This window comes from Micromonospora sp. NPDC093243, from assembly GCF_044753725.1.
Lineage (GTDB): Bacteria > Actinomycetota > Actinomycetes > Mycobacteriales > Micromonosporaceae > Micromonospora.
This window is the reverse complement of the sequence record NZ_JBIVNT010000003.1, coordinates 714,170-737,347: the sequence shown is the minus strand read 5'-3', so window position 1 is coordinate 737,347 and position 23,178 is coordinate 714,170. Positions and strand designations below refer to the sequence as shown.

At 74.5% G+C, this 23,178-nt stretch carries 17 protein-coding genes; 7 read left to right on the top strand and 10 right to left on the bottom strand.

The features are described from left to right. Window positions 1-2: 2 nt before the first annotated feature. Window positions 3-1,100 carry a uroporphyrinogen decarboxylase gene (hemE, locus tag ACIP9D_RS13020; RefSeq protein WP_350875199.1) on the bottom strand — a complete coding sequence of 366 codons (1,098 nt, stop codon included), beginning with the start codon at window positions 1,098-1,100 and terminating at the stop codon, window positions 3-5. Between the two features lie 170 nt (window positions 1,101-1,270). Here hemE and ACIP9D_RS13015 point away from each other — a divergent pair, with 170 nt between their 5' ends. Then, complete coding sequence (locus ACIP9D_RS13015) at window positions 1,271-1,843, top strand: DUF3000 domain-containing protein (protein ID WP_350875197.1); 573 nt, start codon at window positions 1,271-1,273, stop codon at window positions 1,841-1,843. Window positions 1,844-1,858: 15 nt separating this feature from the next. On the opposite strand, the gene ACIP9D_RS13010 is transcribed toward ACIP9D_RS13015, so the two are convergent. Together ACIP9D_RS13010 and ACIP9D_RS13005 are read right to left on the bottom strand one after the other, a co-directional pair. Continuing rightward, window positions 1,859-2,758 (bottom strand): hypothetical protein, encoded by a 900-nt coding sequence (locus ACIP9D_RS13010; RefSeq protein WP_350875195.1) that lies wholly within the window; start codon window positions 2,756-2,758, stop codon window positions 1,859-1,861. A 156-nt stretch (window positions 2,759-2,914) separates the two neighbouring features. Further along, on the bottom strand, window positions 2,915-4,069 hold the full coding sequence (locus ACIP9D_RS13005; RefSeq protein ID WP_350875447.1) for a S1C family serine protease: 1,155 nt from the start codon (window positions 4,067-4,069) through the stop codon (window positions 2,915-2,917). 641 nt (window positions 4,070-4,710) lie between these two features. Between ACIP9D_RS13005 and ACIP9D_RS13000 the strand changes: the two genes are divergently transcribed. From ACIP9D_RS13000 to ACIP9D_RS12985, 4 genes are all read left to right on the top strand, one after another. Beyond that, window positions 4,711-6,039, top strand: coding sequence for a ribonuclease D (locus ACIP9D_RS13000; protein ID WP_350875193.1), 1,329 nt, complete (start codon window positions 4,711-4,713; stop codon window positions 6,037-6,039). 209 nt (window positions 6,040-6,248) lie between these two features. After that, window positions 6,249-7,469 carry an acetyl-CoA C-acyltransferase gene (locus ACIP9D_RS12995; RefSeq protein ID WP_350875191.1) on the top strand — a complete coding sequence of 407 codons (1,221 nt, stop codon included), beginning with the start codon at window positions 6,249-6,251 and terminating at the stop codon, window positions 7,467-7,469. Continuing rightward, window positions 7,466-9,535: a 3-hydroxyacyl-CoA dehydrogenase NAD-binding domain-containing protein gene (locus tag ACIP9D_RS12990; RefSeq protein ID WP_350875189.1), complete on the top strand. Its 2,070-nt coding sequence runs from the start codon at window positions 7,466-7,468 to the stop codon at window positions 9,533-9,535. The genes ACIP9D_RS12995 and ACIP9D_RS12990 overlap by 4 nt, the downstream gene beginning before the upstream one ends. A 180-nt stretch (window positions 9,536-9,715) precedes the next feature. Beyond that, the gene (locus ACIP9D_RS12985) at window positions 9,716-10,795 is read left to right on the top strand and encodes a hypothetical protein (RefSeq protein WP_350875187.1); all 1,080 of its coding nucleotides are present in this window, start codon (window positions 9,716-9,718) and stop codon (window positions 10,793-10,795) included. A 103-nt stretch (window positions 10,796-10,898) separates the two neighbouring features. On the opposite strand, the gene ACIP9D_RS12980 is transcribed toward ACIP9D_RS12985, so the two are convergent. The 3 genes from ACIP9D_RS12980 to ACIP9D_RS12970 all read right to left on the bottom strand — a co-directional run bounded on the left by ACIP9D_RS12980 (window position 10,899) and on the right by ACIP9D_RS12970 (window position 13,368). Then, a complete protein-coding gene (locus tag ACIP9D_RS12980) occupies window positions 10,899-11,309 on the bottom strand; it encodes a VOC family protein (RefSeq protein WP_350875185.1) in 411 nt (136 codons plus the stop codon). A gap of 191 nt (window positions 11,310-11,500) precedes the next feature. After that, window positions 11,501-12,703: a HAMP domain-containing sensor histidine kinase gene (locus ACIP9D_RS12975; RefSeq protein WP_350875183.1), complete on the bottom strand. Its 1,203-nt coding sequence runs from the start codon at window positions 12,701-12,703 to the stop codon at window positions 11,501-11,503. Then, on the bottom strand, window positions 12,700-13,368 hold the full coding sequence (locus tag ACIP9D_RS12970) for a response regulator transcription factor (protein WP_350875181.1): 669 nt from the start codon (window positions 13,366-13,368) through the stop codon (window positions 12,700-12,702). The genes ACIP9D_RS12975 and ACIP9D_RS12970 overlap by 4 nt, the downstream gene beginning before the upstream one ends. A 149-nt stretch (window positions 13,369-13,517) precedes the next feature. Here ACIP9D_RS12970 and ACIP9D_RS12965 point away from each other — a divergent pair, with 149 nt between their 5' ends. After that, window positions 13,518-14,801, top strand: coding sequence for a peptidase C39 family protein (locus ACIP9D_RS12965; RefSeq protein ID WP_350875179.1), 1,284 nt, complete (start codon window positions 13,518-13,520; stop codon window positions 14,799-14,801). 51 nt (window positions 14,802-14,852) lie between these two features. Here the strand turns inward: ACIP9D_RS12965 and ACIP9D_RS12960 are convergent, their stop codons facing one another. Continuing rightward, on the bottom strand, window positions 14,853-16,148 hold the full coding sequence (locus ACIP9D_RS12960; RefSeq protein WP_350875177.1) for a PQQ-binding-like beta-propeller repeat protein: 1,296 nt from the start codon (window positions 16,146-16,148) through the stop codon (window positions 14,853-14,855). Then, entirely contained in the window at window positions 16,145-17,467 is a 1,323-nt protein-coding gene (locus tag ACIP9D_RS12955; RefSeq protein WP_350875175.1) for a PQQ-binding-like beta-propeller repeat protein, read from the bottom strand. Before ACIP9D_RS12955 ends, ACIP9D_RS12960 begins: the two co-directional genes overlap by 4 nt. Before the next feature lie 116 nt (window positions 17,468-17,583). On the opposite strand from ACIP9D_RS12955, the gene ACIP9D_RS12950 reads away from it, so the two are divergent. Further along, on the top strand, window positions 17,584-19,476 hold the full coding sequence (locus ACIP9D_RS12950) for a hypothetical protein (RefSeq protein ID WP_350875445.1): 1,893 nt from the start codon (window positions 17,584-17,586) through the stop codon (window positions 19,474-19,476). 70 nt (window positions 19,477-19,546) lie between these two features. Here the strand turns inward: ACIP9D_RS12950 and ACIP9D_RS12945 are convergent, their stop codons facing one another. Then, window positions 19,547-21,331, bottom strand: coding sequence for a hypothetical protein (locus ACIP9D_RS12945; protein ID WP_350875173.1), 1,785 nt, complete (start codon window positions 21,329-21,331; stop codon window positions 19,547-19,549). After that, entirely contained in the window at window positions 21,331-23,145 is a 1,815-nt protein-coding gene (locus ACIP9D_RS12940) for a hypothetical protein (protein WP_400449909.1), read from the bottom strand. The genes ACIP9D_RS12945 and ACIP9D_RS12940 overlap by 1 nt, the downstream gene beginning before the upstream one ends. Between the last annotated feature and the right edge of the window lie 33 nt (window positions 23,146-23,178).

Genomic DNA, 23,178 nt, shown 5'->3' with positions numbered 1-23,178 from the left:
GCTCAGCCCCGGTCGGCCTGGCCGGCGGTCAGCTCGTGCACCAGCGCGATCACCCGGGTCAACACCTCCGGGTCGGTCTCCGGCAGCACGCCGTGGCCGAGGTTGAACACGTGTCCCGGCGCGGCCCGACCCTCGGTCAGAATCCGCCGTACCTCGGCCTCGACCACCGGCCAGGGGGCGAGCAGCACGGCCGGGTCGAGATTGCCCTGCACGGCCTTGTCGGGGCCGATCCGGCGGGTCGCCACGTCCAGCGGGGTACGCCAGTCGACGCCGACCACGTCCGCGCCGGCCTCGCCCATCGCGCCGAGCAGCTCGGCGGTGCCCACCCCGAAGTGGATCCGGGGCACGCCCGCGTCGGCGAGCCCGGAGAGCACGGTCACCGAGTGCGGCAGCACGTAGCGGCGGTAGTCCGCCTCGGACAGCGCGCCGGCCCACGAGTCGAAGAGCTGCACCGCGGAGACCCCCGCCGACACCTGGACCCGGAGGAACTCCAGCGTGACCTCGGCCAACCGGGCGCAGAGCGCGTGCCACAGCTGCGGGTCGCCGTACATCAGCGCCTTGGTCTTCGCGTGGGTCCGCGACGGCCCGCCCTCGACCAGGTAGCTGGCCAGGGTGAACGGCGCGCCGGCGAAGCCGATCAGCGGGGTGTCGCCCAGCTCGGCGACGAGCAACCGGACCGCCTCGTCGACGTACGGCACGTCGTCTCGGCTGATCGGGCGGATCCGCTCGACGTCCTCGGCGCCGCGCACCGGCTCGGCCACCACCGGACCGGTGCCGGGCACGATGTCCAGGTCGACCCCGGCCGCGGCCACCGGCACCACGATGTCGCTGAACAGGATCGCCGCGTCCACGCCGTGCCGACGCACCGGCTGCAGGGTGATCTCGGTGACCAGCTCGGGGCGACGGCAGGACTCCAGCATCGCCACGTTCGCCCGGATCTTCCGGTACTCCGGCAGGGAGCGACCGGCCTGGCGCATGAACCAGACCGGGGTGTGCTGGGTCGCCTGACGCCGGCAGGCCCGGACGAAGGGCGAGTCGCCCGGTCCGGCGGGGGCGGATTCTCCGTCTCGGGCGGCGGTGCCCGTGGTGTCCGTGCTCATCGCGGCAATCGTGCCACGTGCGGGGGCGCCGCCAACGGCCGCCGCCCCGCTTTGTGACCCGTCCCGCCCGACGCGCTCGACGGCGACCGCCCGCCGTGGTGGCACGGGCCACGCCGCCCGCGTCGGCGCGCCGTCCCGGCGGTGGCGAGGGCGCGGCATAGGCTGCCCGCATGGCCCCCCCGATCGCGCTCCCGGAGACCTTCGCCCGCGCGGTCTCCGGGCTCCGGTCCGCGGCGCCCCGACCGGAGATCGTGCTCGAGGAGGTCGGCGCGCCGCAGCGGCTCGCCCCTTACGCCTTCGCGCTCTCCGCCAGCGTGCTGCGGGACGGGGAAGAGGTCTCCACCGGGCGGCTGATCCTGCTGCACGACCCGGCCGGGCACGAGGCGTGGCAGGGCACCCTGCGGCTGGTCACCTACGTGACCGCCGAGCTGGAGGCGGACCTGGCCGCCGACCCGCTGCTGCCGGGCGTGGGCTGGACGTGGCTGACCGACGCGCTGGAGGCCCAGGACGCCGGCCACCGGGCCATCGGCGGGACGGTCACCCAGACGATGTCGACCCGGTTCGGCGACCTGGCCGGCCCGCCCGCCGCGGGGGACGTCGAGATCCGCGCCTCCTGGACGCCTGTCGACGACGACCTGGCCCCGCACCTGATGGCCTGGTGCGCGCTGCTGGCCTCGACGGCCGGGCTGCCACCGCCCGGGGTGACCGCGCTGCCGGAGCGTCGCCCCGCCGGCGCGGCCTGACCCCGGGTCGGCCGCTCAGAGGTAGTTCTCGGCCTCGTCGCAGACCTTGTTCAGGCCCTTCGTGGCCTTCTCGTACTCGCTGCGGTTGCCGGCGGACGCCGCGGCGAGCGCGGTGGTCAGCTTGTCCAGGCAGCTGGCGATGACCTTCTTCTGCCGGGCCTGCTCGTCGCGGTCGTTGCGGGTACCGGTGAGGTCCTGCTCGGTGTCGGCCAGCTTGTCCTGCATGCCCTGCAGGTCGACCCGGAGCTTCTCGATCTCCTTGGTGTTCGCCGCGATCGTGCCGTCCCGCTCACTCACCTGACCGGAGAGGCGCTGCTCGGTCCGCTCCAGCTCTCCGCTCTTGGTCACGTACAAGCCGGTCATCACGCCGCCGAGGACGAAGAGCAGACCGGCCACGAGGGCCAGGATCAACACCGGGCGGGCCTTGCCGGCGGTCGGGGCGGTGGGCCCGTACGGCGGGACGGCGCCGGGCGGCGCGGACATCGGCTGCCCGTACGCCGGACCGGAAACCGGCGGCGCGGACATCGGCTGCCCGTACGCCGGACCCGAGACCGGCGGCGCGGACATCGGCTGCCCGTACGCCGGACCGGAGACCGGCGGCGCCGACATCGGCTGGGCGCTGGCGGGCGCGGGATAACCGCCCGGCGCGGCGACCGCCGGGAACGCGGTGGTCGGCGCCGCGTACGGGTCCGCGGACGGGGCCGAGAACGGGACGGTCGGCGCGGTGGGCGGCTCCGGGTGGGCGAGGCCATCGCCGCCGGGCTGCTGCGGCGCCGGCTGGCCGGTGCCGTACTGCGGGTCCGGCTGCTGCGGCGGATAGGGGGTGCCGGCGGGCGCCGGCTGACCGGGCGCGGCCGGCGGCTGCGCCGGGTACGCCGACGGGAAGCCCTGCGGCCCGGTCGGTGGCTGGGACATCTCTCTTTCCTCCAGGTGAGCTGGCCCGACGCCGGGCAGGCGCGACGGACCGGAAGTGGTACGGCCAGGTACCGCCCGGGTGGTACGACCCGGACGGGTGTCGGTGCGGCGACCGGGGACGGCCGCGGTGGGGGTGGCTCTCGCGCGCGGCGCCGATCAGCAGATCTTGAAGCCGTCGCAGGCGGTCTTGATGGGAACAGCGAGGCCGATGCCCTCGGCGTCACGTGCCTTGGCGGTGGCGATGCCGACCACCTGCTTGCTGCCGTTGATCACGGGGCCGCCCGAGTTGCCGGGGTTGATCGGCGCGTCGAACTGGATCGCCGGTGGGCCACCGGGCTCGGCCTTGCGGAACGCGCTCACCACGCCGGTGGTGACGCTGTCCTCCAGCCCGAGCGGCGCGCCGACCACCACGATCTGCTGGCCGGACTTCACCGCGGTCGACGCGGCGACGAGCCCGGTGAACTTGCCGGTGGTCCGCAGGTGGGCGATGTCGTTGGTCTTGTCGACCTTGACGATGGTGGCCGGAAAACGTTGGTCGGTGCGCTCCAGGAAGACCTGCCGTCCGCCGCTCTCCCAGACCGCCTCCACCACATGGAAGTTGGTGAACAGGTTCGTCCCGCCGCCGGCGGCTGGTTTCCCGATCGCGAAGGCGGTGCCGGTGAACTGACCGGCCCGGACCCGGAACACGCTGGGCAGCGCGGCGCTGGCCACCGCCTCCGGGTTGAACGTCGCCCCGGCCTGCTTCTCCAGCGCCTCGGTGCGCTGCTCCAGGCCGTCGAAGCGGGCGCCGTCGTCGCCCTGGGCCCGCGCCAACTGGCGGTCGGTGTCGGCGAGCCGGCCGGTGAGCCGGTCGATCTGATAGGCCTGGAAGCCGGCCAGCCCGGCCAGCACCAGCACGACCAGCACGGCGGTCAGGGTGAGCCAGCGCCTCCGGCGGGGGCGGACCGGCGGCACCGCGCCCGGCGGCACCGCGCCCGGCGGCATCGCGCCCGGCGGCATCGGGTAGGCCGGCCCACGCGCCGGCCAGGCGGGACCGGCCGGGTAGCCGGAGCCGGTCGCCGGGGTGCTCGACTGCGGCGCTCCGAAGGGCGCGGAAGAGCCGGGGCCTACCGGCGGCGCGATGGCGGGGCCGCCGGGCGGGGCAGAGCCGGGCGCCGGGGCGAGCCCCGGCGCGGCGGACGTAGGCGCGGCGAAACCCGGCGCGGTGGAGGCCGGTGCGGCGAAAGCCGGTGGGGTGGAGGCCGGTGCGGCGGCGCCGCCCCACGGCCCGGTGTTCGGCGGGGACGACCAGCCGCCCCGGGCGGCCGGCACCGCCGGCGGGTGCGCGCCGGCGCCGGACGCGGTCGGCTGACCGGCGGGCGACCAGCCGGACGGGGCAGGGACGGACGCCGGCGGAACGGCCCCGGGCGCGGCCGGTTGCGCGGGTACGCCGGGCTGGCCGGCGGCCGGGGACGGCACACCGAGCTGATCGGCGGCCGGGAACGGCGCACCAGGCTGACCGGCGGCCGGGAACGGCGCACCGGGCTGACCGGCGGCCGGGGACGGCGCGCCGGGCTGGCCGGTGGCCGGGGACGGCGCGCCAGGCGCCGGCTGGGCCGGCCAGGGTGAGCCGGCGGCCACCGGCTCGATCCGTGGCGGCAGCGGCCCCGGGCGGCCGGACGGCGGACCCGCCGTGCCGGCGTCGCCGGCTCCGGCGTCCGCCGGTGCCCCGTCCGCCGAACCGAAGCCAGCCGAACCGTAGCCAGCCGTCATGATCGCCACGTCCTCCCCGTTGACGCCCGTGCCGCCGCCGGGTCACCTGGACCCTGGCCGGCGGCTCGATGGACCGTACCGGCGCGAACGGGCTTTGTCTTCCCCGATGTCCGCTCCGGAACAGCCATCTTCCGCCACCCGACCGACACACTCCGGACCGGCTGCACCCGCCGGATCGTGTCGCGCACTAGGGTTGTCAGGTGACCGACGAACCACCCCTGCGCCGTCGGGCCGCCGAAAGCCGTACGGGAAACGAACCGCACCACCCGCCGTCGGCCCAGCCGGAGCCGGCGGACGCGGGGACCGACCCGACTTCCGGCGGGCCCGTGCCGCTGACCGCTCCCCGCGAGGGGACCCCGCAACCGGTGGCCACACCGGAGGAACTCGCCGAGGTCGTAGCCCGTTTCGCCGCGGGCAGCGGCCCGGTGGCGCTGGACGCCGAGCGGGCCTCCGGCTACCGCTACAGCCAGCGCGCCTACCTCGTGCAGCTGCGCCGCGCCGGCGCCGGCACCGCGCTGATCGACCCGCTGCCGCTGGCCGACCTGACCACGCTCGACGAGGCGATCGGCGAGGCCGAGTGGGTGCTCCACGCCGCCAGCCAGGACCTGCCCTGCCTGGCCGAGGTGGGGCTGCGACCGCGCCGACTGTTCGACACGGAACTGGCCGCTCGGCTGGCCGGATTCGAGCGGGTCGGCCTGGCCGCACTGACCGAGCAGCTGCTCGGATTCACCCTGGAGAAGCACCACTCGGCGGCCGACTGGTCGAACCGGCCGCTGCCCGAGTCCTGGCTGACCTACGCCGCGCTCGACGTGGAACTGCTCACCGACCTGCGCGACGCGCTCGACGAGGAGCTGACCCGGCAGGGCAAGTCGGCGTGGGCGGCGGAGGAGTTCGCCGCGCTGGTCCGCACCGGCGCCCGTCCGCCACGGGTCCGCGCGGAGCCGTGGCGGCGCACCTCCGGCATCCACCGGGTACGCGGGGCGCGGGCGCAGGCCCGGGTCCGCTCGATGTGGTACGCCCGCGACCAGATCGCCGCCCGACGGGACGCCGCGCCGGGCCGGGTGCTGCCCGACTCGGCGATCATCGCCGCGGCGGAGCTGGACCCGAAGGACGAGCAGACCCTGCTCACCCTCCCCGGCTTCGGCGGCCGCTCGGTACGTCGCCTGGCGCGTACCTGGTTGGCCGCGCTGGACGACGCGCGGCAGTTGCCGGACGACTCGCTGCCGGTGGCCCCGGTGGTCGAGGGTCCACCGCCGCCGCACCGGTGGGCGGAGCGCGACCCGGTGGCCGCGGCCCGGTTGGCCCGGTGCCGGGAGGTGGTGCTGCGGATCGCCGGCGCGCACAACCTGCCCGCCGAGAACCTGATCGCCCCGGACTCGGTTCGCCGGCTCGCCTGGGTGCCACCGGAGGAGGTCACCGAGGAGACGGTGGCCGAGACGCTGCGCGGCTTCGGCGCCCGCGAGTGGCAGATCGGCCTGCTCAACCCCGACCTGGCCACCGCTCTGATCGACCCCCCACCCACCGCCTGACCATCGCGCTCCACCCGGAGCGCCCGGCTTCCCACACCTGCCGCCCGCCGGTCGGCCGGCAGGTGTGGGGTGGGCCACACGGGGGGTGGTGTCGGGGTTGGTTACTGGCGAGTAGCATCCGAGGGAAACGCCAGTGCCGCGACCTTCGTTCGGTTCGTGGTGCCGCCTGCCGGCACTACGGCCGACACGTGGTCGAAGAGGAGGCTCAAGTGCCCCGTGAAGTTCGGGATGTCGTGTTCGTCGACGGCGTCCGTACCCCGTTCGGCAAGGCGGGTGGCATGTACGCCAACACCCGCGCCGACGACCTGGTCATCCGCTGCATCCGCGAGCTGCTGCGCCGTAACCCGCAGCTGCCCCCGGAGCGGGTCGAGGAGGTCGCGATCGCCGCCACCACCCAGATCGGCGACCAGGGCCTCACCATCGGCCGGACCGCCGCCCTGCTGGCCGGTCTGCCCAAGACGGTGCCCGGCTTCGCCATCGACCGGATGTGCGCCGGCGCGATGACCGCGGTGACCACTGTGGCCGGTGGCATCGCGATGGGCGCGTACGACATCGCCATCGCCGGCGGCGTCGAGCACATGGGCCGCCACCCGATGGGTGAGGGCGTCGACCCGAATCCGCGCATCATCGCCGAAAAGCTGGTCGACCCGTCCGCACTGGTCATGGGCGCCACCGCGGAGAACCTGCACGACCTGGTCCCGCACATCACCAAGGCGCGCACCGACGCGTTCGCGCTCGCCTCGCAGCAGAAGACCGCGAAGGCGTACGCCAACGGCAAGCTCCAGGACGACCTGGTGCCGGTCTCGATCCGCGACGCCGAGGGCGCCTGGGGTCTGGCCACGGTGGACGAGGCGCCCCGGGACACCTCGATGGAGAAGCTCGCCACCCTGAAGACCCCGTTCCGCCCGCACGGCAAGGTCACCGCGGGCAACGCGGCCGGCTTGAACGACGGCGCGACCGCCAGCCTGCTCGCCGACGAGGCGACCGCCCGCGAGCTGGGCCTGCCGGTCGCGATGCGGCTGGTCTCGTACGGCTTCGTCGGGGTGGAGCCGGAGGTGATGGGCGTCGGCCCGATCCCGTCGACCGAGAAGGCGCTGCGCATCGCCGGGCTGAGCATCGACGACATCGGCCTCTTCGAGCTGAACGAGGCGTTCGCCGTGCAGGTGCTCGCCTTCCTGGACCACTTCGGCATCGCCGACGACGACCCGCGGGTCAACCAGTGGGGCGGCGCGATCGCCATCGGGCATCCGCTCGCCTCGTCCGGGGTGCGGCTGATGACCCAGCTCGCCCGGCAGTTCGCCGAGCAGCCCGAGGTCCGCTACGGCCTCACCGCGATGTGCATCGGCATCGGCATGGGCGGCACCGTGATCTGGGAGAACCCGCACTGGACGGAGTCCGGCAAGCCGGCTCAGGGGGAGGGCAACAAGTGAGCGCGCTCGCCGCACCGAACGAGGTCGTCACCAGGGCGCTGCTGCGCCAGGTGGCCGTGCCGGGCCTGGACCGCCCCGCCGCCCTGATCACCCTGGACAACGGCTTCGACCACACCAAGCCGAACACCTTCGGCCCGGCCGGGCTGACCAGCCTGGACGAGGCGATCACCGCGGCCCTCGCGGCGGACCCGGCGTTCGTCGCGGTCACCGGCAAGCCGTACATCTTCTGCGTCGGCGCGGACATCACCGGCCTGCCGCTGCTGGCGGACCGCGCGCAGGCGCTGGAGATCGGCCGGCTCGGCCACCGGGTCTTCGCCCGGCTCAAGGACAGCACCGTGCCGACCTTCGCGTTCGTCAACGGCGCCGCGATGGGCGGTGGCCTGGAGCTCGCGCTGCACTGCCACTACCGGACGCTCTCCGGGGGCGCGGCGGCTCTCGCGCTGCCCGAGGTCTCCCTCGGCCTGGTCCCCGGTTGGGGCGGCACCCAGCTGCTGCCGAACCTGATCGGCATCCCGGCGGCGACCCAGGTGATCATCCAGAACCCGCTGATGCAGAACAAGATGCTCAAGCCGAAGCAGGCCGCCGAGCTGGGCATCGCCGACGTGCTGCTGGAGCCGGCCGACTTCCTGGAGCGCTCGCTGGAGTGGGCCGCCGGGGTGGTGCGCGGTGAGCTCACCGTGACCCGGCCCGAGGTCGACAAGGACATGTGGGCGGGCGTGCTCTACTTTGCCCGGCAGACCCTGGACCAGCGGCTGCACGGCGCGGTCCCGGCCGCGTACAAGGCGCTGGACCTGCTGGAGACGGCGAAGGACGGGGACTTCGCCGCCGGCACCGCCGCCGAGGACGAGGCGCTCGCCGACCTGGTCTTCTCCGAGGAGCTGCGCAGCGGCCTGTACGCCTTCGACCTGGTGCAGCGGCGGGCCAAGCGGCCGGCCGGCGCGCCGGACAAGAGCCTGGCCCGCCCGGTCACCAAGGTGGGCATCGTCGGCGCGGGTCTGATGGCCAGCCAGCTCGCGCTGCTCTTCGCCCGCCGTCTCCAGGTGCCGGTCGTGATGACCGACCTGGACCAGTCCCGGGTGGACAAGGGCGTCGGCTACGTGCACACCCAGATCGAGAAGGCCGTCAGCAAGGGCCGGATGGACAAGGGCACCGCCGCCAAGCTGTACGGGCTGGTCAGCGGGTCGGTCGACAAGGGAGTCTTCGCCGACGCGGACTTCGTCATCGAGGCGGTCTTCGAGGACCTGGCCGTCAAGAAGCAGGTCTGGGCCGAGCTGGAGAAGATCGTCAAGCCGGAGGCCGTGCTCGCCACCAACACCAGCTCGCTCTCGGTCACCGCCATGGCCGAGGAGCTGGAGCACCCGGAGCGGGTGGTCGGCTTCCACTTCTTCAACCCGGTCGCGGTGCTGCCGCTGCTGGAGATCGTCCGGGGCGAGCGGACCGACGACGCCACCCTGGCCACCGCGTTCGCGGTCGGCAAGCAGCTGAAGAAGTCCTCGGTGCTGGTCTCCGACGCCCCGGCGTTCGTGGTCAACCGGCTGCTCACCCGCTTCCTCGGCACGGTGTTCGCCGCCGTCGACGCCGGCACTCCGCTGGACGTGGCGAACAGCGCGCTGGACCCGTTGGGTCTGCCGATGCGCCCCCTCGCCCTGCTCCAGCTCGTCGGCCCGGCGGTCGCGTACCACGTGGGCGGGACCCTGCACGCCGCGTTCCCGGACCGGTTCGGGGTGAGCGAGAACCTCAAGCGGATCGCGGACTCCGGCCAGCCGATCGTGGTCGACGACCGGATCAACGAGGAGGTCGCCAAGCTGCTCGTGGTCGGTGACCAGCCACTCACCGCCGAGCAGGTACGGCAGAACGCGCTCGACGCGCTGGCCCAGGAGATCCGGCTGATGCTCGACGAGGGCGTCGTCGCCGAGGCGCAGGACATCGACCTGTGCATGATCCTCGGTGCCGGCTGGCCGTTCCACCTGGGCGGCGTCACGCCGTACCTGGACCGGACCGGCACTGCCGAACGGGTCACCGGCCAGCGGTTCCTGCCGCTCGGGGCGGCGAGCCTGCGCGCCTGATCCCACCCCGCTCCCCCGGCATCGCGGTGGCCGGCAGCGTCCTCTGGACGTCGCCGGCCACCGCGATCGTTTCTGCGCTCGGCGGCGGATCCGGCGGACGACCGGCCGTTCAGGGACAGCGGCACGGGCACCTGGCTGGCTAACATCACGCGTTCTGCTTTTCTGACCAGGAGCTGACCCATGTCCTACCCGCCCGACGACTCCTACCCCCCGCCCTCCGGGCAGGGTTCATACCCACCGCCCCGCCAGCCGGGCGGTTACCCCCCGCCCCAGCAGGGCGGCTACCCCGCGGCGCAGCAGGGGGGCTACCCCGGACAGGGCGGCCACCCCGGACCACAGCAGGGCGGCTACCCCGGACAGGGCGGCCACCCCGGGCCGCAGCAGGGCGGCTACCCGGGACCGCAGCAGCACGGATACCCGGAACCGCAGCGCGGCGGCTACCCCGGTCCGCAGCAGGGCGGATACCCGGGGCCGCAGCAGGGCGGGTACCCGGGCGAGCAGGGGGGCTACCCGGGGTCGCAGCAGCCGGGGGGCTACCCGCCGGCGCAGCGGCAGCCGGACGCCTACCCGCCCGCCCAGCAGCCCGGTGGCTACCCGCCGCCGCAGCAGGACGGCTTCGGACCCCAGCCCGGTCAGACGTACGGCGGTGACCCGTCCGGCTCGGTCCCCCCGCCGCCGAAGAAGTCGCGCACCGGCCGGATCATCCTGATCGCGGTCGCCGTGGTGCTGCTGCTCTGCCTGGGCGGCACCGCCGTCGCCTGGTTCGGCCTCAAGGACGAGGTGAGCGAGGGCGTCGAGGCGAGCCGGACCCGGGTGGAGGCCCCGGCCACGCTCGCCGGGCGACCCAAGATCACCGACCCGGAGCTGAAGTCGCTCTCCGACCAGATGGTCGCCGAAATGAAGAAGACGGCGCAGAACGAGACCAGCGCGGTCGGCGCCTTCTACGGCGACCCGGCCAAGCAGGACCTGGTGATGGTGATCGGCGTCTCCGGGCTGATGGCCGATCCGAAGAAGGAACTCGACGACGTGGTCACCGGCCTCGGTACCGAGCTCGGCGTCAAGGAGATGACCCCGGTGGAGGCTGGTCCGCTGGGCGGCGAGGCCCGCTGTGGCGACGGCAAGGCCGAGAGCGCGCCGCTGGGCGTCTGCGTCTGGGCCGACAAGGGCAGTGTCGGCGCGGTCGTGGTCTTCTTCAGCTCCGCCGAGAAGGCCAAGGCCGATTTCGTCACGATGCGTGGCGAGATCGAGAAGCGCGGCTGAGCCGGAGCCGACACGGGGCCCCTGCCACCATTCGGTGGCAGGGGCCCCGCCGCGTCAGGCCGTCCCGCGCTCGCGGGTCGAGCCGGTCACGAAAAAGCCGGCGTCACTCGGCCGCCGGCGCCGCCGTGGCAGCCGACGTCGCCGCCCGCTCGCCGGCGCTGCGCAACACGCAGAACTCGTTGCCCTCCGGGTCGGCCATGAGGACCCACCCCGAGCCGTCGGAGCGGCGGTGGTCGGCGACCTGCGTGGCGCCGATGGCGAGCAGCCGCTCGACCTCTTCGTCCCGGGTCCGGTCGGTCGGTTCCAGGTCCAGGTGGAGCCGGTTCTTCACCACCTTGTCCTCCGGCACGGCGAGAAAGAGCACCTCCGGACCCCCGGGCGGCAGCAGCATGGCCTCGGGGTCGCCGGGGAAGTCGTCGGGCTGGCGGGGGCAGTCGAAGACCTGGGCCCAGAATCCGGCCAGGGCGTAGGTGTCGTGGCAGTCGATGCCGATGTTGTGGATCCGTACGCTCACGGTCGCTCCTTCGAGCTGGATGACCGCGCTCCGCAGTGCCGGCAGGGTCAGCGGTGGCCGGAGCGGGGCGCGGGACTGGTCATGGTGGACATCAACCACACCCCCTCTCGGTCGTCAGGCTGACGCCGACGATCTTCGCAGCCGTGCCCGCGGCCCGCAACCCCCGGCCGCCCGCAGCTCCCGTCGGCCGGTCAGCGCCCGGTGGCCGGCTCCGACCCACCCCGCCCCTCGACCGGCACGGCGACCGCCGGAACCACGTCGGCCGACGGCAGGGTGACCGTCACCTCGAGGCCGCCACCGGGCTGGGCGACCACGTGCACGGTGCCGCCGTGCGCGTCACAGACCGCCCGGACGATGGAGAGCCCCAGGCCGGAGCCGCGGGCGCCGGTACGCTCCCGCCCGCCGCGCCGGAACGGCTCGAAGAGCCCCGGCACGTCCGCCGGATCGACCTCGAAACCGGTGTTCCCGACCACCAGCCAGGAGCGCGCGCCGTCCGAGCCGGTCCGCACCCAGAGCCGCCCGTGCAGGTGGTTGTAGCGGACCGCGTTCTCGATCAGGTTGCCGGCCAGCCGGTCCAGCAGGCCCGGGTCGCCGACCACCGGGGCGGGCTCCAGCGACGTCTGCACCCGCAGCCCGATCCGCTCCACCTCCCGGCGCATCGCCGAGAGCGCGTTCGCGGTGCCGGTGGCCAGGTCGCACTCGGTACGCCGGCCGAGTCGGCGACCGGCCTGGGCCTCGCTGCGGGCCAGCACCAGCAGCGCGTCGACCAGCCCGTTGGCCCGCTCCGAGGCGTCCCTGACCACGGTGGCCATCCGGCGGTACTCGGCGATGTCCGCCTCGTCGTCGCTGAGCGTCACGTCGATCTCGGTCCGCATCACCGCGAGCGGGGTGCGCAGCTCGTGCGAGGCGTTGGCCACGAACCGCTTCTGGGCCTCGAACGCGGCGGCGATCCGGTCCAGCATCGCGTCGAAGGTCTTCGCCAGCTCGGCCACCTCGTCGTCCGCCCCCGAGTAACCGATCCGCTGGTCCAGGGTGGCCTCCCCCAGCCGCTGGGCGGTGGCGGTGACCTGGTGCAGCGGGCGCAGCGCCCGCCCGGCCACCGCGTACGCGCCGGCCACCCCCACCACGCTGATCGCCAGCAGCGCCACCAGGCCCTTGGCCAGCAGCTCGCCGGAGGCCGCGTCGACCAGCTGCCGTTGCCACTCGGCGGCGTCCAGCGCGCGGCCGTCGGCGAGCACCACGGTGGTGCCGGGCAGCAGCTCGTCGGTCGGGCGCAGCGCGTCGCGGACCAGCAGCCAGGCGAGCAGCACCAGGATCGCGCCGGCACCGACCAGCAGCACCCCGTTGAGCAGGGTGAGCCGCAGCCGCAGCGTCGGCCTCAGCCGCCGGGTCACGGGGTCACCTCGGCCGTCCGATAGCCGGCGCCCACCACCGTCTCGATCAGCGGCGGATCGCCGAGCTTCTTGCGCAGCGTCATCACGGTGACCCGGACGATGGTGGTGAACGGGTCGGTGTTGGCGTCCCAGACCCGCTCCAGCAGCTCCTCGCTGGAGACCACCGCGCCGCGTGCCTTGAGCAGCTCGGCGAGCACCCCGAACTCCTTGTTGGTCAGCTCGACCGGCACGCCGCCCCGGGTGGCCACCCGCCGGGCGGGATCCAGCACCAGGTCGGCCACCGAGAGCACCGGCGGCGCGGCCGGGGTGGCCCGTCGGCCCAGCGCCTGCACCCGGGCGACCAGCTCGTCGAAGGCGAACGGCTTGGGCAGGTAGTCGTCCGCGCCCAGCTGCAACCCCTCGACCCGGTCCGCCACCGTGCCGCTGGCGGTGAGCATCAACACCCGGGTCAACGCACCCGAGGCGGCCAGGTCGGCGCAGATCTGGTCGCCGTGCACACCGGGCAGGTCCCGGTCCAGCACCACCACGTCGTACCGGGTGACGAAGGCCAGTTCGTGCCCGGCATCGCCGTCGTAGGCGACGTCGACCGCCATGCCCCGCTTGCGCAACCCCCGCGCGATCGCGTCGGCGAGGTTGCGCTCGTCCTCCACCACCAGTACCCGCATGCCGGCCTCCTCGCTACTGACCCCCGACAACCTAGTGCCGGCCACCAAACCAGCGTCCCTCGCCGCGCAGCTCCACCCACCGTTGCCGAAGCCCACCGGCTTACGCGATGCTGTCCGGCGGCCAGCCACCTCGACGGACGGACGCGCAGATGACCGCAGCAGCCCCGCCCCGGCCCCGGGACATCGTCTACCGCGGGTTCCGCTTCCCGGCCGACCTGGCGTCCGGCACCACCGAGGGGCTGCGTGGCGAAGCGGGCGGGCTGCTGCTGGCCGAGCCGGACGGTGTCCCGACGACCCGGCCCGGGCCGGACGACGACGACCGGCGGTACGAGTGGGGCCGCTGGACCGCGCCGCCGGTGCCGGTCGGCTTCGCCGTCGGCGAGGTGGTCCCGTCCTGGACCGCGCTCGCCCCCGAGGGCTGCTGGATCGAGGTCGAGCTGCGCGGCTGGCACGACGACGCCCCGGCCACCGGCTGGTACGTGCTGGGCCGCTGGGCGGCCGACGACCGGGCGCTACGGCCGACGTCGGTGCCCGGGCAGCGCGACGGGGCCGCCCGGGTGGCCACCGACACGCTGGTCGTCACCGGGGCCACGGTCACCGGCTGGCAGGTGCGGGTGACCCTGCTCCGGCCGGCCGGCAGCACGCTGACCCCGGTGCTGCGTACCGTGGGCGCGGTCGCCTCCGGCCCGGACACGGCCGCCAGCCCGGACGTGACGGCCGGCCCGGACACAGCCGCCGGCCTGGACACGGTGGCCGGCCCGGACGGCGCATCCGACCGGCGCGACCCGACGTCCGCCACGGAGCCGGGGCGGCGCACCGCCCACGGGGTCGTGCTGGCGGTGCCGCGGTACTCCCAGCGGCTGCACGCCGGGACCTACCCGCAGTGGGGCGGCGGGGGTGACTCGTGGTGCAGCCCCACCTGCACCTCGATGGTGCTCGCCTACTGGGGCGCCGCGCCGCCCGCCGAGCGCTACGCCTGGGTCGACCCGCCTGGTCCCCGGCCACTGGTGGTGCACGCCGCCCGGCACTGCTTCGACCACGCCTACGCCGGCGCCGGCAACTGGCCCTTCAACACGGCGTACGCCGGGCTGCACGGGGTCGACGCGTTCGTCACCCGGCTGCGCTCGCTGGCCGAGGCGGAGGCGTTCATCGCCGCCGGCATCCCGCTGGTGGTCTCCGCCGCGTTCACCGCCGGCGAGGTGCCCGGGCTCGACTACGACACCCGGGGGCATCTGATGGTGCTGGTCGGCTTCTCCCCGAGCGGGGACCCGGTGCTCAACGACCCGTACGCGCCGGACGACGAGGCGGTGCGGCGGACGGTGGACCGGGGCCGGTTCGAGGCGGTGTGGCAGCGCGGCAGCGGCGGGGTGGCGTACGTCATCCGCCCGCCCGGGGTGCCGCTGCCCCCGGCGCCGGCGCAGCCCAACTGGTGATCGCCCCCGCGCCGGCTGATCCGCCGACCCCGCAGCCGGCCGGACCGCGAGCTACCGGTGCAGCTGCCACAGTCCGTACGATCCGTCCGGCCGCCGGCAGATCAGCCGGTCGCCGCCGGTCTGACAGTCCCCGGCGGCGTCGGTGAGCACGTCCAGCGGCCGGACCGTGCCGGTGGAGAGGTCCAGTTCGGCGACGAGCAGGCCCCCGTCCGGGTGCCGGCGCAGCCCGATCACCGGGTCGTCCAGGTGGGCCGGCCGGGCCAGATCCCACCGGCCCAGCTCACCGATCACCCGGCCGGTCGTCGCGTCGAGCAGGCTGAGGTCCTCGGTGCCCGGTCCGGCGCTGCTCTGCGCGCTGGCTATCAGCTGGCCGTGACTCGGCGTCACCGAGGCCCACCGGTCGTCCGTCCAGCCCGGCCGCCCGGTTGCCGCGTCCAGCGTCCGTAGCCCGCCGGAGCGGGTCTGCAGGCAGATCACCCGGCCGCAGTCCATCGCGTAGAGGGCCTGGTCGACCGGCGTCCGCCAGCGCCGCTCCAGCCGGTCCAGCCCGTAGGCGTTGACCACCGGCGGCGTGCCGCCGATGGTGAGCAGCAGGTCGCCGACCACCTGCACGCTCTGCGGCCGCCCGTCCGCCGGGCCCCACAGGTCCTTCGTGACGAGCACCGCCCCGGTAGTGGCGTCGCGCACCTCGACCCGGCCGGCCGCATTGTTGTGGACGATGCGGTCCGCCCTCGCCTCGGTGAACCGCAGGTTCACCTCCCCCGGTTCGACGTCGGCGCGCCAGCGCACCGTGCCGCAGCACCTGTCGACGGCGCGCAGCGTGCCGGCCCGGTCCCAGTCGCCCGAAGCGAGCAGCAGGTTGCCGTCGGCCAGCTCCACCGCGCCGTCCGGCTGCTGCCACCGAAGCGCGCCGGTCGCCCGGTCCACCACCGTGGTCACGTTGGCCGCGCCGTCCGACGTGGCGCCGTAGCCGTTGACCAGCAGCGTTTCGGCCAGGGCGGTGACCATCCAGAATCGGCCGTTCACCGGCAGCGGCGCCTGCCAGGCCGGCTCCCCGCCGGGCAGCCGGTAGGCGGCCAGCCGCCGCTGCCGCCCCTGCTCGACGGTCGGCTCGACGAGCACGAAGAGGTCCCCGGCGACGAACGCCTCCGCTCCGAGCCGGGCCGGCACCACCACCACGGCGCTGCGGCTCTGCACCGGGGCGCTGGCCGCGAGGCCGGCGAGCACGAGCAGCAGCACCAACGCGCAGCGCAGCGGGCGGCCGGCGCCCCGGGGCGGCCGGGGCAGCGCCTGCGATTCCGGCTCATGGCGCAGCTCGCCCAGCTCGATCGTCGGCCCACTGCTCATTTCCGCCACCGCCACGTGCCGAACGACCCGTCCAGCCGCCGGCACACCAGGGCGCCCTGGCCGGCCTGGCAGCTGCCGGCCGCGCCGGTGAGCACGTCGAGGAGCTGGGCGCGCCCGGCGGCGACGTCCAACTCGGCGACGACCAGCCGGCCGTCCGCGGCCAGCCGGATGCCGAGGATCGGGGCGTCCGGGTCGTTCGACGACACCAGCTGCCACGTACCCAGGTCGGCGACCAACCGCCCGGTGCCGGCGTCCAGCACCGCGAACCTGCCGCTGATCTCCTGCTCGCGCAGGACGAGCAGCCGGTCCGCTTCGGCGGCGAGCACGAACGCCCACTCCGACGAGCTCCAACGCACCGCGCCCGTCGCCGGGTCGAGCGCCTGGATCCCGCCGGACCGCAGGTAGGCGCAGAGCACCTTCCCGCAGGACATCAGGTATGGCGTCGTTGCCAGCTCGACCGTCCAGAGCGGCTCCAGCCGGTCCAGGTCGTACCCGGACAGCGACGGCCGCCGGTCACCGGGGGTTGGCCGGGCCCCCTGGTCGCGGCCGGTCAGCAGCAGGTCGTCGATCATCTGGACCGGCTGTTCCTCCGGCGACACGGCGAGGTCGAGGTCGGCACGGCGCAGCACGTCGCCGGTCGCGGCGTCACGCACCTCCACCTCGCCCCCGGGCCGGACCAGCACGACCCGGTCGATCACAGCGCCCCGGATCCGGAACTGAGCTCCCGGCGGCGTACTGGGTGCCGACCAGAACGGACGACCCGAGCGGACGTCCACCATCTGGACGGTCGCCGAATCGGGACCGGGCGGCATCTCCAGGAAGACCCGCCCTGCTGCGTCGAGCCAGCCGAACCCGGGCTGCCGCCACCGGACCTGACCGGTCTGCGCGTCCAGCGCGATCGTCTCGGGCTCGCCGTCCTGACCGCCGGCGTAGAGGACCAGCGCGCCGCTGCCGGCCTGGACCCGCCCGAATTCGCCGGTGAACGGCAGCGGGATCCGCCACAGGGGCGCGGGTCGCTGCCCGGCGCGGCTCGCCCGATCCGGCAGCGGGTAGGCGAGCAGTTCGCGGTTGCGGTCGGTCACCCCCTGGACCGGCTGCGAGATGAGAAGCAGGTCGCCGGCGAGGAACGCCTCGGCGGTGGGCGACCCCGGCACGACCGCGCTGACCCGGCCCGCGACGGACTCGGCCCCGGCCACGGTCGCCAGCACGAACACCAGCACCAGGACGATCCGCAGTGGACGGCCGATGGGCGGAAGGCGGCGCTCGGGCGCGTTCGTTGCCGGGCCCTCGCGCAGTTCGCCCAGGTCGATGACCGCCATCCGCCGTCCCTCCGTCACCTACCGCAACCGCACCCCTGGCAAACCGGCCGTGGACGTACCTGCCCGGCAAATGCGACGCACCGCCGCCTGTACGATGGCGCGTCGTGGCTGTGCCGGTGGTAGATCCCTCACTGAATCCCGTTGCCGAAGCCGACCTGGTCGAGGTCCGGCCGTCGCGGCGGCCTCGACGCCGACCGGCTCGCGCCGACCTGTTGGCTCTCGGAGCCTATGTGCTGCTCGGCGTTCTCGTCTGCCTCAACTACTGGGGAGACGTGCAGGGCCGCGTCTCCTCGCACCTGCCCACCGACCACAGCTGGTTCGAGTGGCTCTTCGCCCACGGCGCGTACTCGGTGCGGCACCTGGAGAACCCGCTCTTCACGGCCCGGCAGAACGCCCCGGACGGGGTGAACATGATGGCCAACACCTCGCTGCTCGGGGTGACCCTGCCGCTGGCGCCGCTGACCATGCTGCTCGGCCCGCAGGTGATGTACGCGCTCTATCTGGGCGGCGCGTTGGCCGCCACCGCCGGCACCAGCTACTGGGTGCTCTCCCGGCACCTGGTGCGCTCGCGCGCGGCGGCCTTCGTCGGCGGCGCCTTCCTCGGCTTCGCGCCCGGCATCGTGCACCATGCCAACGGGCAGCCCAACTTCGTCTCCAACTTCCTGCTTCCGCTGATCGTCCTGCGGGTGCTGCGGCTCGGCGAGCCGGGCCGGTGGCGGCGCAACGGGCTGGTGCTCGGCCTGCTGGTGGCGTACCAGATCTTCATCAACGAGGAGATGCTGCTGCTGACCGCGCTGGCCTGCCTGGTCGTCGTGCTGGCGTACGCCGTGCAGCGGCCGAGGGCGGCGTGGGCCGCGGCCGGTCCCTTCGCCGCCGCGCTCGGCGTCGGCGGCGGACTGGCCCTGCTGCTCACCGCCTACCCGATCTGGTTCCAGTTCAACGGGCCACAGTCCTACCGGGGGTTGCAGGGCGGGGTGTTCCACAACTGGGGGGAGGACCTGGCCGCCTTCGTCACCTTCGCCCGGGACACCGTGGCGGGCGATCCCGCCGTCGAGCAGACCATCGGCCTGACCGAGCAGAACACCTGGTTCGGCTGGCCGCTGGTGCTGGTGGCCCTGGCGGCCCTGGTGCTGCTGGTCCGCCGGTCGCTGGTTGCCCGGATCCTGGCCGTGCTGGTCGTGGTCTTCAGCGTCGCGGCGATCGGGCCGCGAGTGCGGCTGGGCGGTGTGGAGACCGGGGTGTACGGCCCGTGGCACTACATCTCGGACGACCTGCCGCTGGTCGAGATGATGATGCCGACCCGGCTGACCCTGGTGGTCGCCGGGGCGGTGGGCGTGCTGCTCGCACTGGCCTGGGACGCGGCGGCCCGCGCCGGGCGTCCGGCCGCCGGCCGGGTGCGGGTGCCCGCCCAGCGCACCGGCGAGCCCGCCGACGCCGACGACGGACCCTCGTCCGAGGTCGCCGCGCCCGCGTCGACCGGGCGGCGCTGGCTGCGCCCGGTGGGGTACGCGGCGATCACGCTCGCCGTGCTGCCGCTGGTGCCCCGGCCCCTGCCCGCCCAGCCGGTGGAGCCGCCGCCGCACTTCATCACCGCCGGCGGCTGGCGGCCGTACGTCCCCGCCGGACGGACCCTGGTGCCGGTGCCGATCCCGAGCAACGTGCACGGGCTGCCGACGTTGCGCTGGAGCGCGCTGACGGGGCAGGAGTTCCCGGTCCCCGGCGGCTACTTCATCGGCCCGAACGAGAAGGGTGAGGGCGTCTTCGGCGCGCCGAACCGCCCCACCAGCACCCTCATCTACTCCACCATGGACTCCGGCACCGTGCCGCCGCTCACCGACGAGAACCGCCGGCAGGCGGTCGAGGACCTGCGCTGGTGGCGGGGGTCGGTGGTGGTGCTCGGGGCGCATCCCCGGGAGGCGGTGCTGCGGGAGCTGATGACCGGCCTGCTCGGCCCGCCGCAGCGGGTCGACGACGTCTGGCTCTGGGACGTCCGGCCTCTGGTCGGCTAGCCGGTCCCCCGCCCGGCCGCCGGCCCTCCACGGGCCGGCGGCCGGGTCGGCCGACCCGATCGGGGACGCGTCAGCTCACCCGGTCGCGGACGTCCCACACCAGCGCGCCGTCGATCTCACGGCCCGGCCCGAGCAGGTCGTCGACGGCCCGGCGGACCGGATCACCGTGGATCAGCACACCCTGCACCACAACCGCGGCCCGCCAGTGCCGCAGGTCCGCCACGGCCTGCTGACGATCCGCATCGGTGATCACCGGCACCTCCCCGGTCTCGGCGACCCGCCGCAGCAACACGGCGGTGGGCCGGTCCGGGGCACCCCAGCGCGCCGACGGGTCGTCGCGGGCGCTCGGGCCGATGAAGTATCCGCCCGGGGCCGGAAACGCCAGCCCGGTGCGCGCCGACCAGAACATCGCCGGGCTGAAGGCCGCACCGGTGACCGGCGGCACCGCGACCAGCGTCCGGCCGGCCGGCACGTACGCCCGCCACCCGCCGTCGGTCACGAACGGCGGGACCGGGGCGGTCGGCACGGTACGGATCGGGGTCGGCGTGAGCGGCAGCAGCGCGGCGGCCACCGCCCCGGCCCAGAGCAGCCGCACCGGTACGCCGGGCCGGGCCGGTGCGGGGCGCATTTCGCGGACCCGCTCCAGGGAGAGGGCGAGCAGGATTCCCAGCACCGGCACGCAGACCAGCGGGAAGCGCGCCGGCACCGCCAGGTCGAGCAGCGGCAGTCCGGCCACCAGCCGGTACGGGCCGGGGACGCCGGTGTCCGCCCCGTTCACCCGGATCTCGGCGCCCAGCGACAGCAGGGCGAAGATCAGCCCGCAGCCGGCCAGGGCGCGGACCAGCGGTCGCCGCCGGAGCCAGATGACGATGACCACGGTGAGCACCAGCAGCCCGGGCCCGAAGAACGAGTTCTCCTCCGTCGGGTTCGGCGAGAGCAGCCCCGGCAGGTAGTCGTCGCCGACCACGGTCTGCCGGGCGGCGGCGGTGAACGACGCGGCGTCGAGCTGGTAGCCGTACGCGTTGAAGGCCATCCCCCGGTAGTGCTGCGGGCCGAGGAACTGGAACCAGAGCGGGTACGCCAGCAGCACACCCGCCACCGCGGCGCCGACGCCGAGCCGGCCGAGCAGTGCGGGTGCCGCCCGGCGCGCCTCGGCGGGGTCGGCGAGCGCGTACCCGACGACGAACACCCCGGCGGCGAGGGCCAGGAAGACCAGCACCTCCTCGCCGAGGAAGACCTGCCAGGTGACCAGCAGGCCGAGGCAGATCCCGGGCCGGGTCACCCGGCCGCCCGCGGGCCGGAACACCACGGCCAGGATCGCCGGCACCAGGAACTGGGCGGCCATGTGCAGGTGCGCGCCGGCCTGCGACACCATGCCCGGGGCGAAACCGCAGAACAGTCCGCCCACCGCGGCGGCGGCCCGGGAGCCGACCAGGCGGCGGCGCAGCAGCACGTACCAGGCGGTGGCGGTGCCGGCCAGGCAGCAGAGCACCGCCACCGTGAACGCGGCCTGCGAGCCGAACAGCAGGGTGACCGGGGTCAGCGGCACTCCGAGGCCGAGCACCGAGGTGTTCGCCATCAGGTTGACCCCGTCCGGCGCGTTCAACGCGGTGCTGTAGAGCGGGTTCTCCAAGCCGACCACGGCTCGGGCCGCCCGGGCCAGCATCCACTCGAAGAGGACCTGGTCGCCCGCCTGGTGGAAGAGCCGGCCCGGGTGGCGCCACTGGCCGCTGGTGAGCAGCAACGCCAGGCCGAGGTAGCCGGCGACCACCAGCGCGTCCGGCGTCCAGGCCGGGCCACGCGGTCGGCGCGGCTCCGCCTCGACCTCGGTCCGGGCGGTCGTCCCGGTGGCCATCAGAGCGCGCGGTCGGTCAGCGCCCGCACGTCCCAGACCCAGACGTCCAGCTCACGGCGGCCCGGACCGACCAGCTGCTCGACGGTACGCCGCAACGGCTCCGCGTTCTGTTGGCGCACCGGCAGCACCAGGATCGCCGCCCGCCAGTGCCGCAGCTCGTCCAGCGACCGTCGGCGCTGCCGGTCGTCCAGCTTGGACGTGCGGCCGGTGGTGGCCACCTCCTCCAGCAGCTGGCCCACTCCGCTGGGTCGGCCGCCGAACCGGCCCGGGTCACCGGTGTTGCCGTTGCGCGGTGCGAGGAAGTAGCCGCCGGGAATCTTGAAGTCGAGGTTGGTGGCGGCCGCCCAGCGCATGCCGTGGGTGTTGCCCATGCTGGGCACCGGGATCGGCACCAGCGTCTGGTCCGGCCCCACGTACGCCCGCCACCGGTCGGCGGTGATGAAGTCCGGCACCGGCGGGCGCGAGACCACCCGCAGCGGCATCGGCGCGATCGGCAGCAGCGCGAGCACCAGGCCGGCGACGGCGAGCGTCCGCACCGTACGTCGGTCGGCCGGGCGCAGCGACCAGGCGCGCTCGACGGCGAGGGCCAGCAGCATCGCGATCACCACGGTGGTGATCAGGCCGAACCGGGTCGGCACCACCGCGTCGAGCAGCGGCAGATGGACCAGCCATTCCCACGGGCCGGTGAACAGCTCCCGGTCCCACCAGGAGACCCGCTCGCCGAGGGAGAGCACGGCGAAGAAGACGCCGGTCGCGGCGAGGGCGCGGACGAGCAGTTCCCGGCGCAGCCAGACGACGATGCCGACGGAGAGCAGGGCCAGGCTCCAGCCGAAGAAGGCGTTCTCCTCCGAGTAGTTCGGGGCGAGGTTGATGTTGGCCCGCTGGTGGCCGCCGAGCGTCGGGGAGCCCGGGGCGAAGAAGGCGGCGATGTCGTTGCCGTAGTCCCGCACCGCGTCACTGAGCCCGTGGTAGGCCATCGGCCCGGCGAACTGGATGTAGAGCGGGTAGGCCAGCAGCGCCCCGGCCAGCAGCGCGCAGGTCGCCAGCCCGGCGCCCAGCGGACGCCACGCCGCCGACCAACGGGCCGGCTCCTGGACGAGCACGGCGAGCAGGAAGACCCCGCAGGCCAGCGCGGTGAAGAGCAGGATCTCCTCGTTGATGAACGCCTGCGCGGTCACCAGCAGGGCCAGCAGCGTCCCGTCCCGGAGCGGCCGGCGGGACCGGGTGAGCACCAACACCCGCCACACGATGAACGGCAGCAGGAACTGGCTGATGATGTTCGGGTGCCAGCTGGCGTGCGAGAGCATCGCCGGCGAGAACCCGCAGAACCAGCCGCCGACGGCCGCGGCCAGTGGGGTGCGGACCAGGTGCCGGGAGAGCACGAAGTACCAGGCGGCGGCGGTGCCGGCGAGACCGAGCGTGACCAGCACCACAAAGGAGACCGCCGGGCCGAAGAGCAGTGTGATCGGCACCATCGGGATGCCGAGCGCGAGGACGGCGGTGTTGGCCATCAGGTTCACGCCGTCGGGGTAGTTGAACTGTTCGGTGTAGAACGGGAACTCACCGTGCAGCACCACCCGCACGGAGTGGGCGAGGAAGAACTGCACCTGCGCCGGGTCGCTGCTGTAGAGCGAGGCCACCCGGCCGGCGGGGTCCACCCAGATCCGGCTGGTCACCCAGAGCGCGGCGAGCAGGAAGAGCCCGTAGACCGCGAGGTCCTGCCGGCGGCGGGTCCACCGGCGCCGGGGCTCGGGCGTGGGCGTACCGGCGTCGTCGGCGGTCGGGGTCGCCCCGGACCGCGCGGCGTCGTCCACCGGGGCCCGGCCGTTACCGGCGGCGGTTCCCGA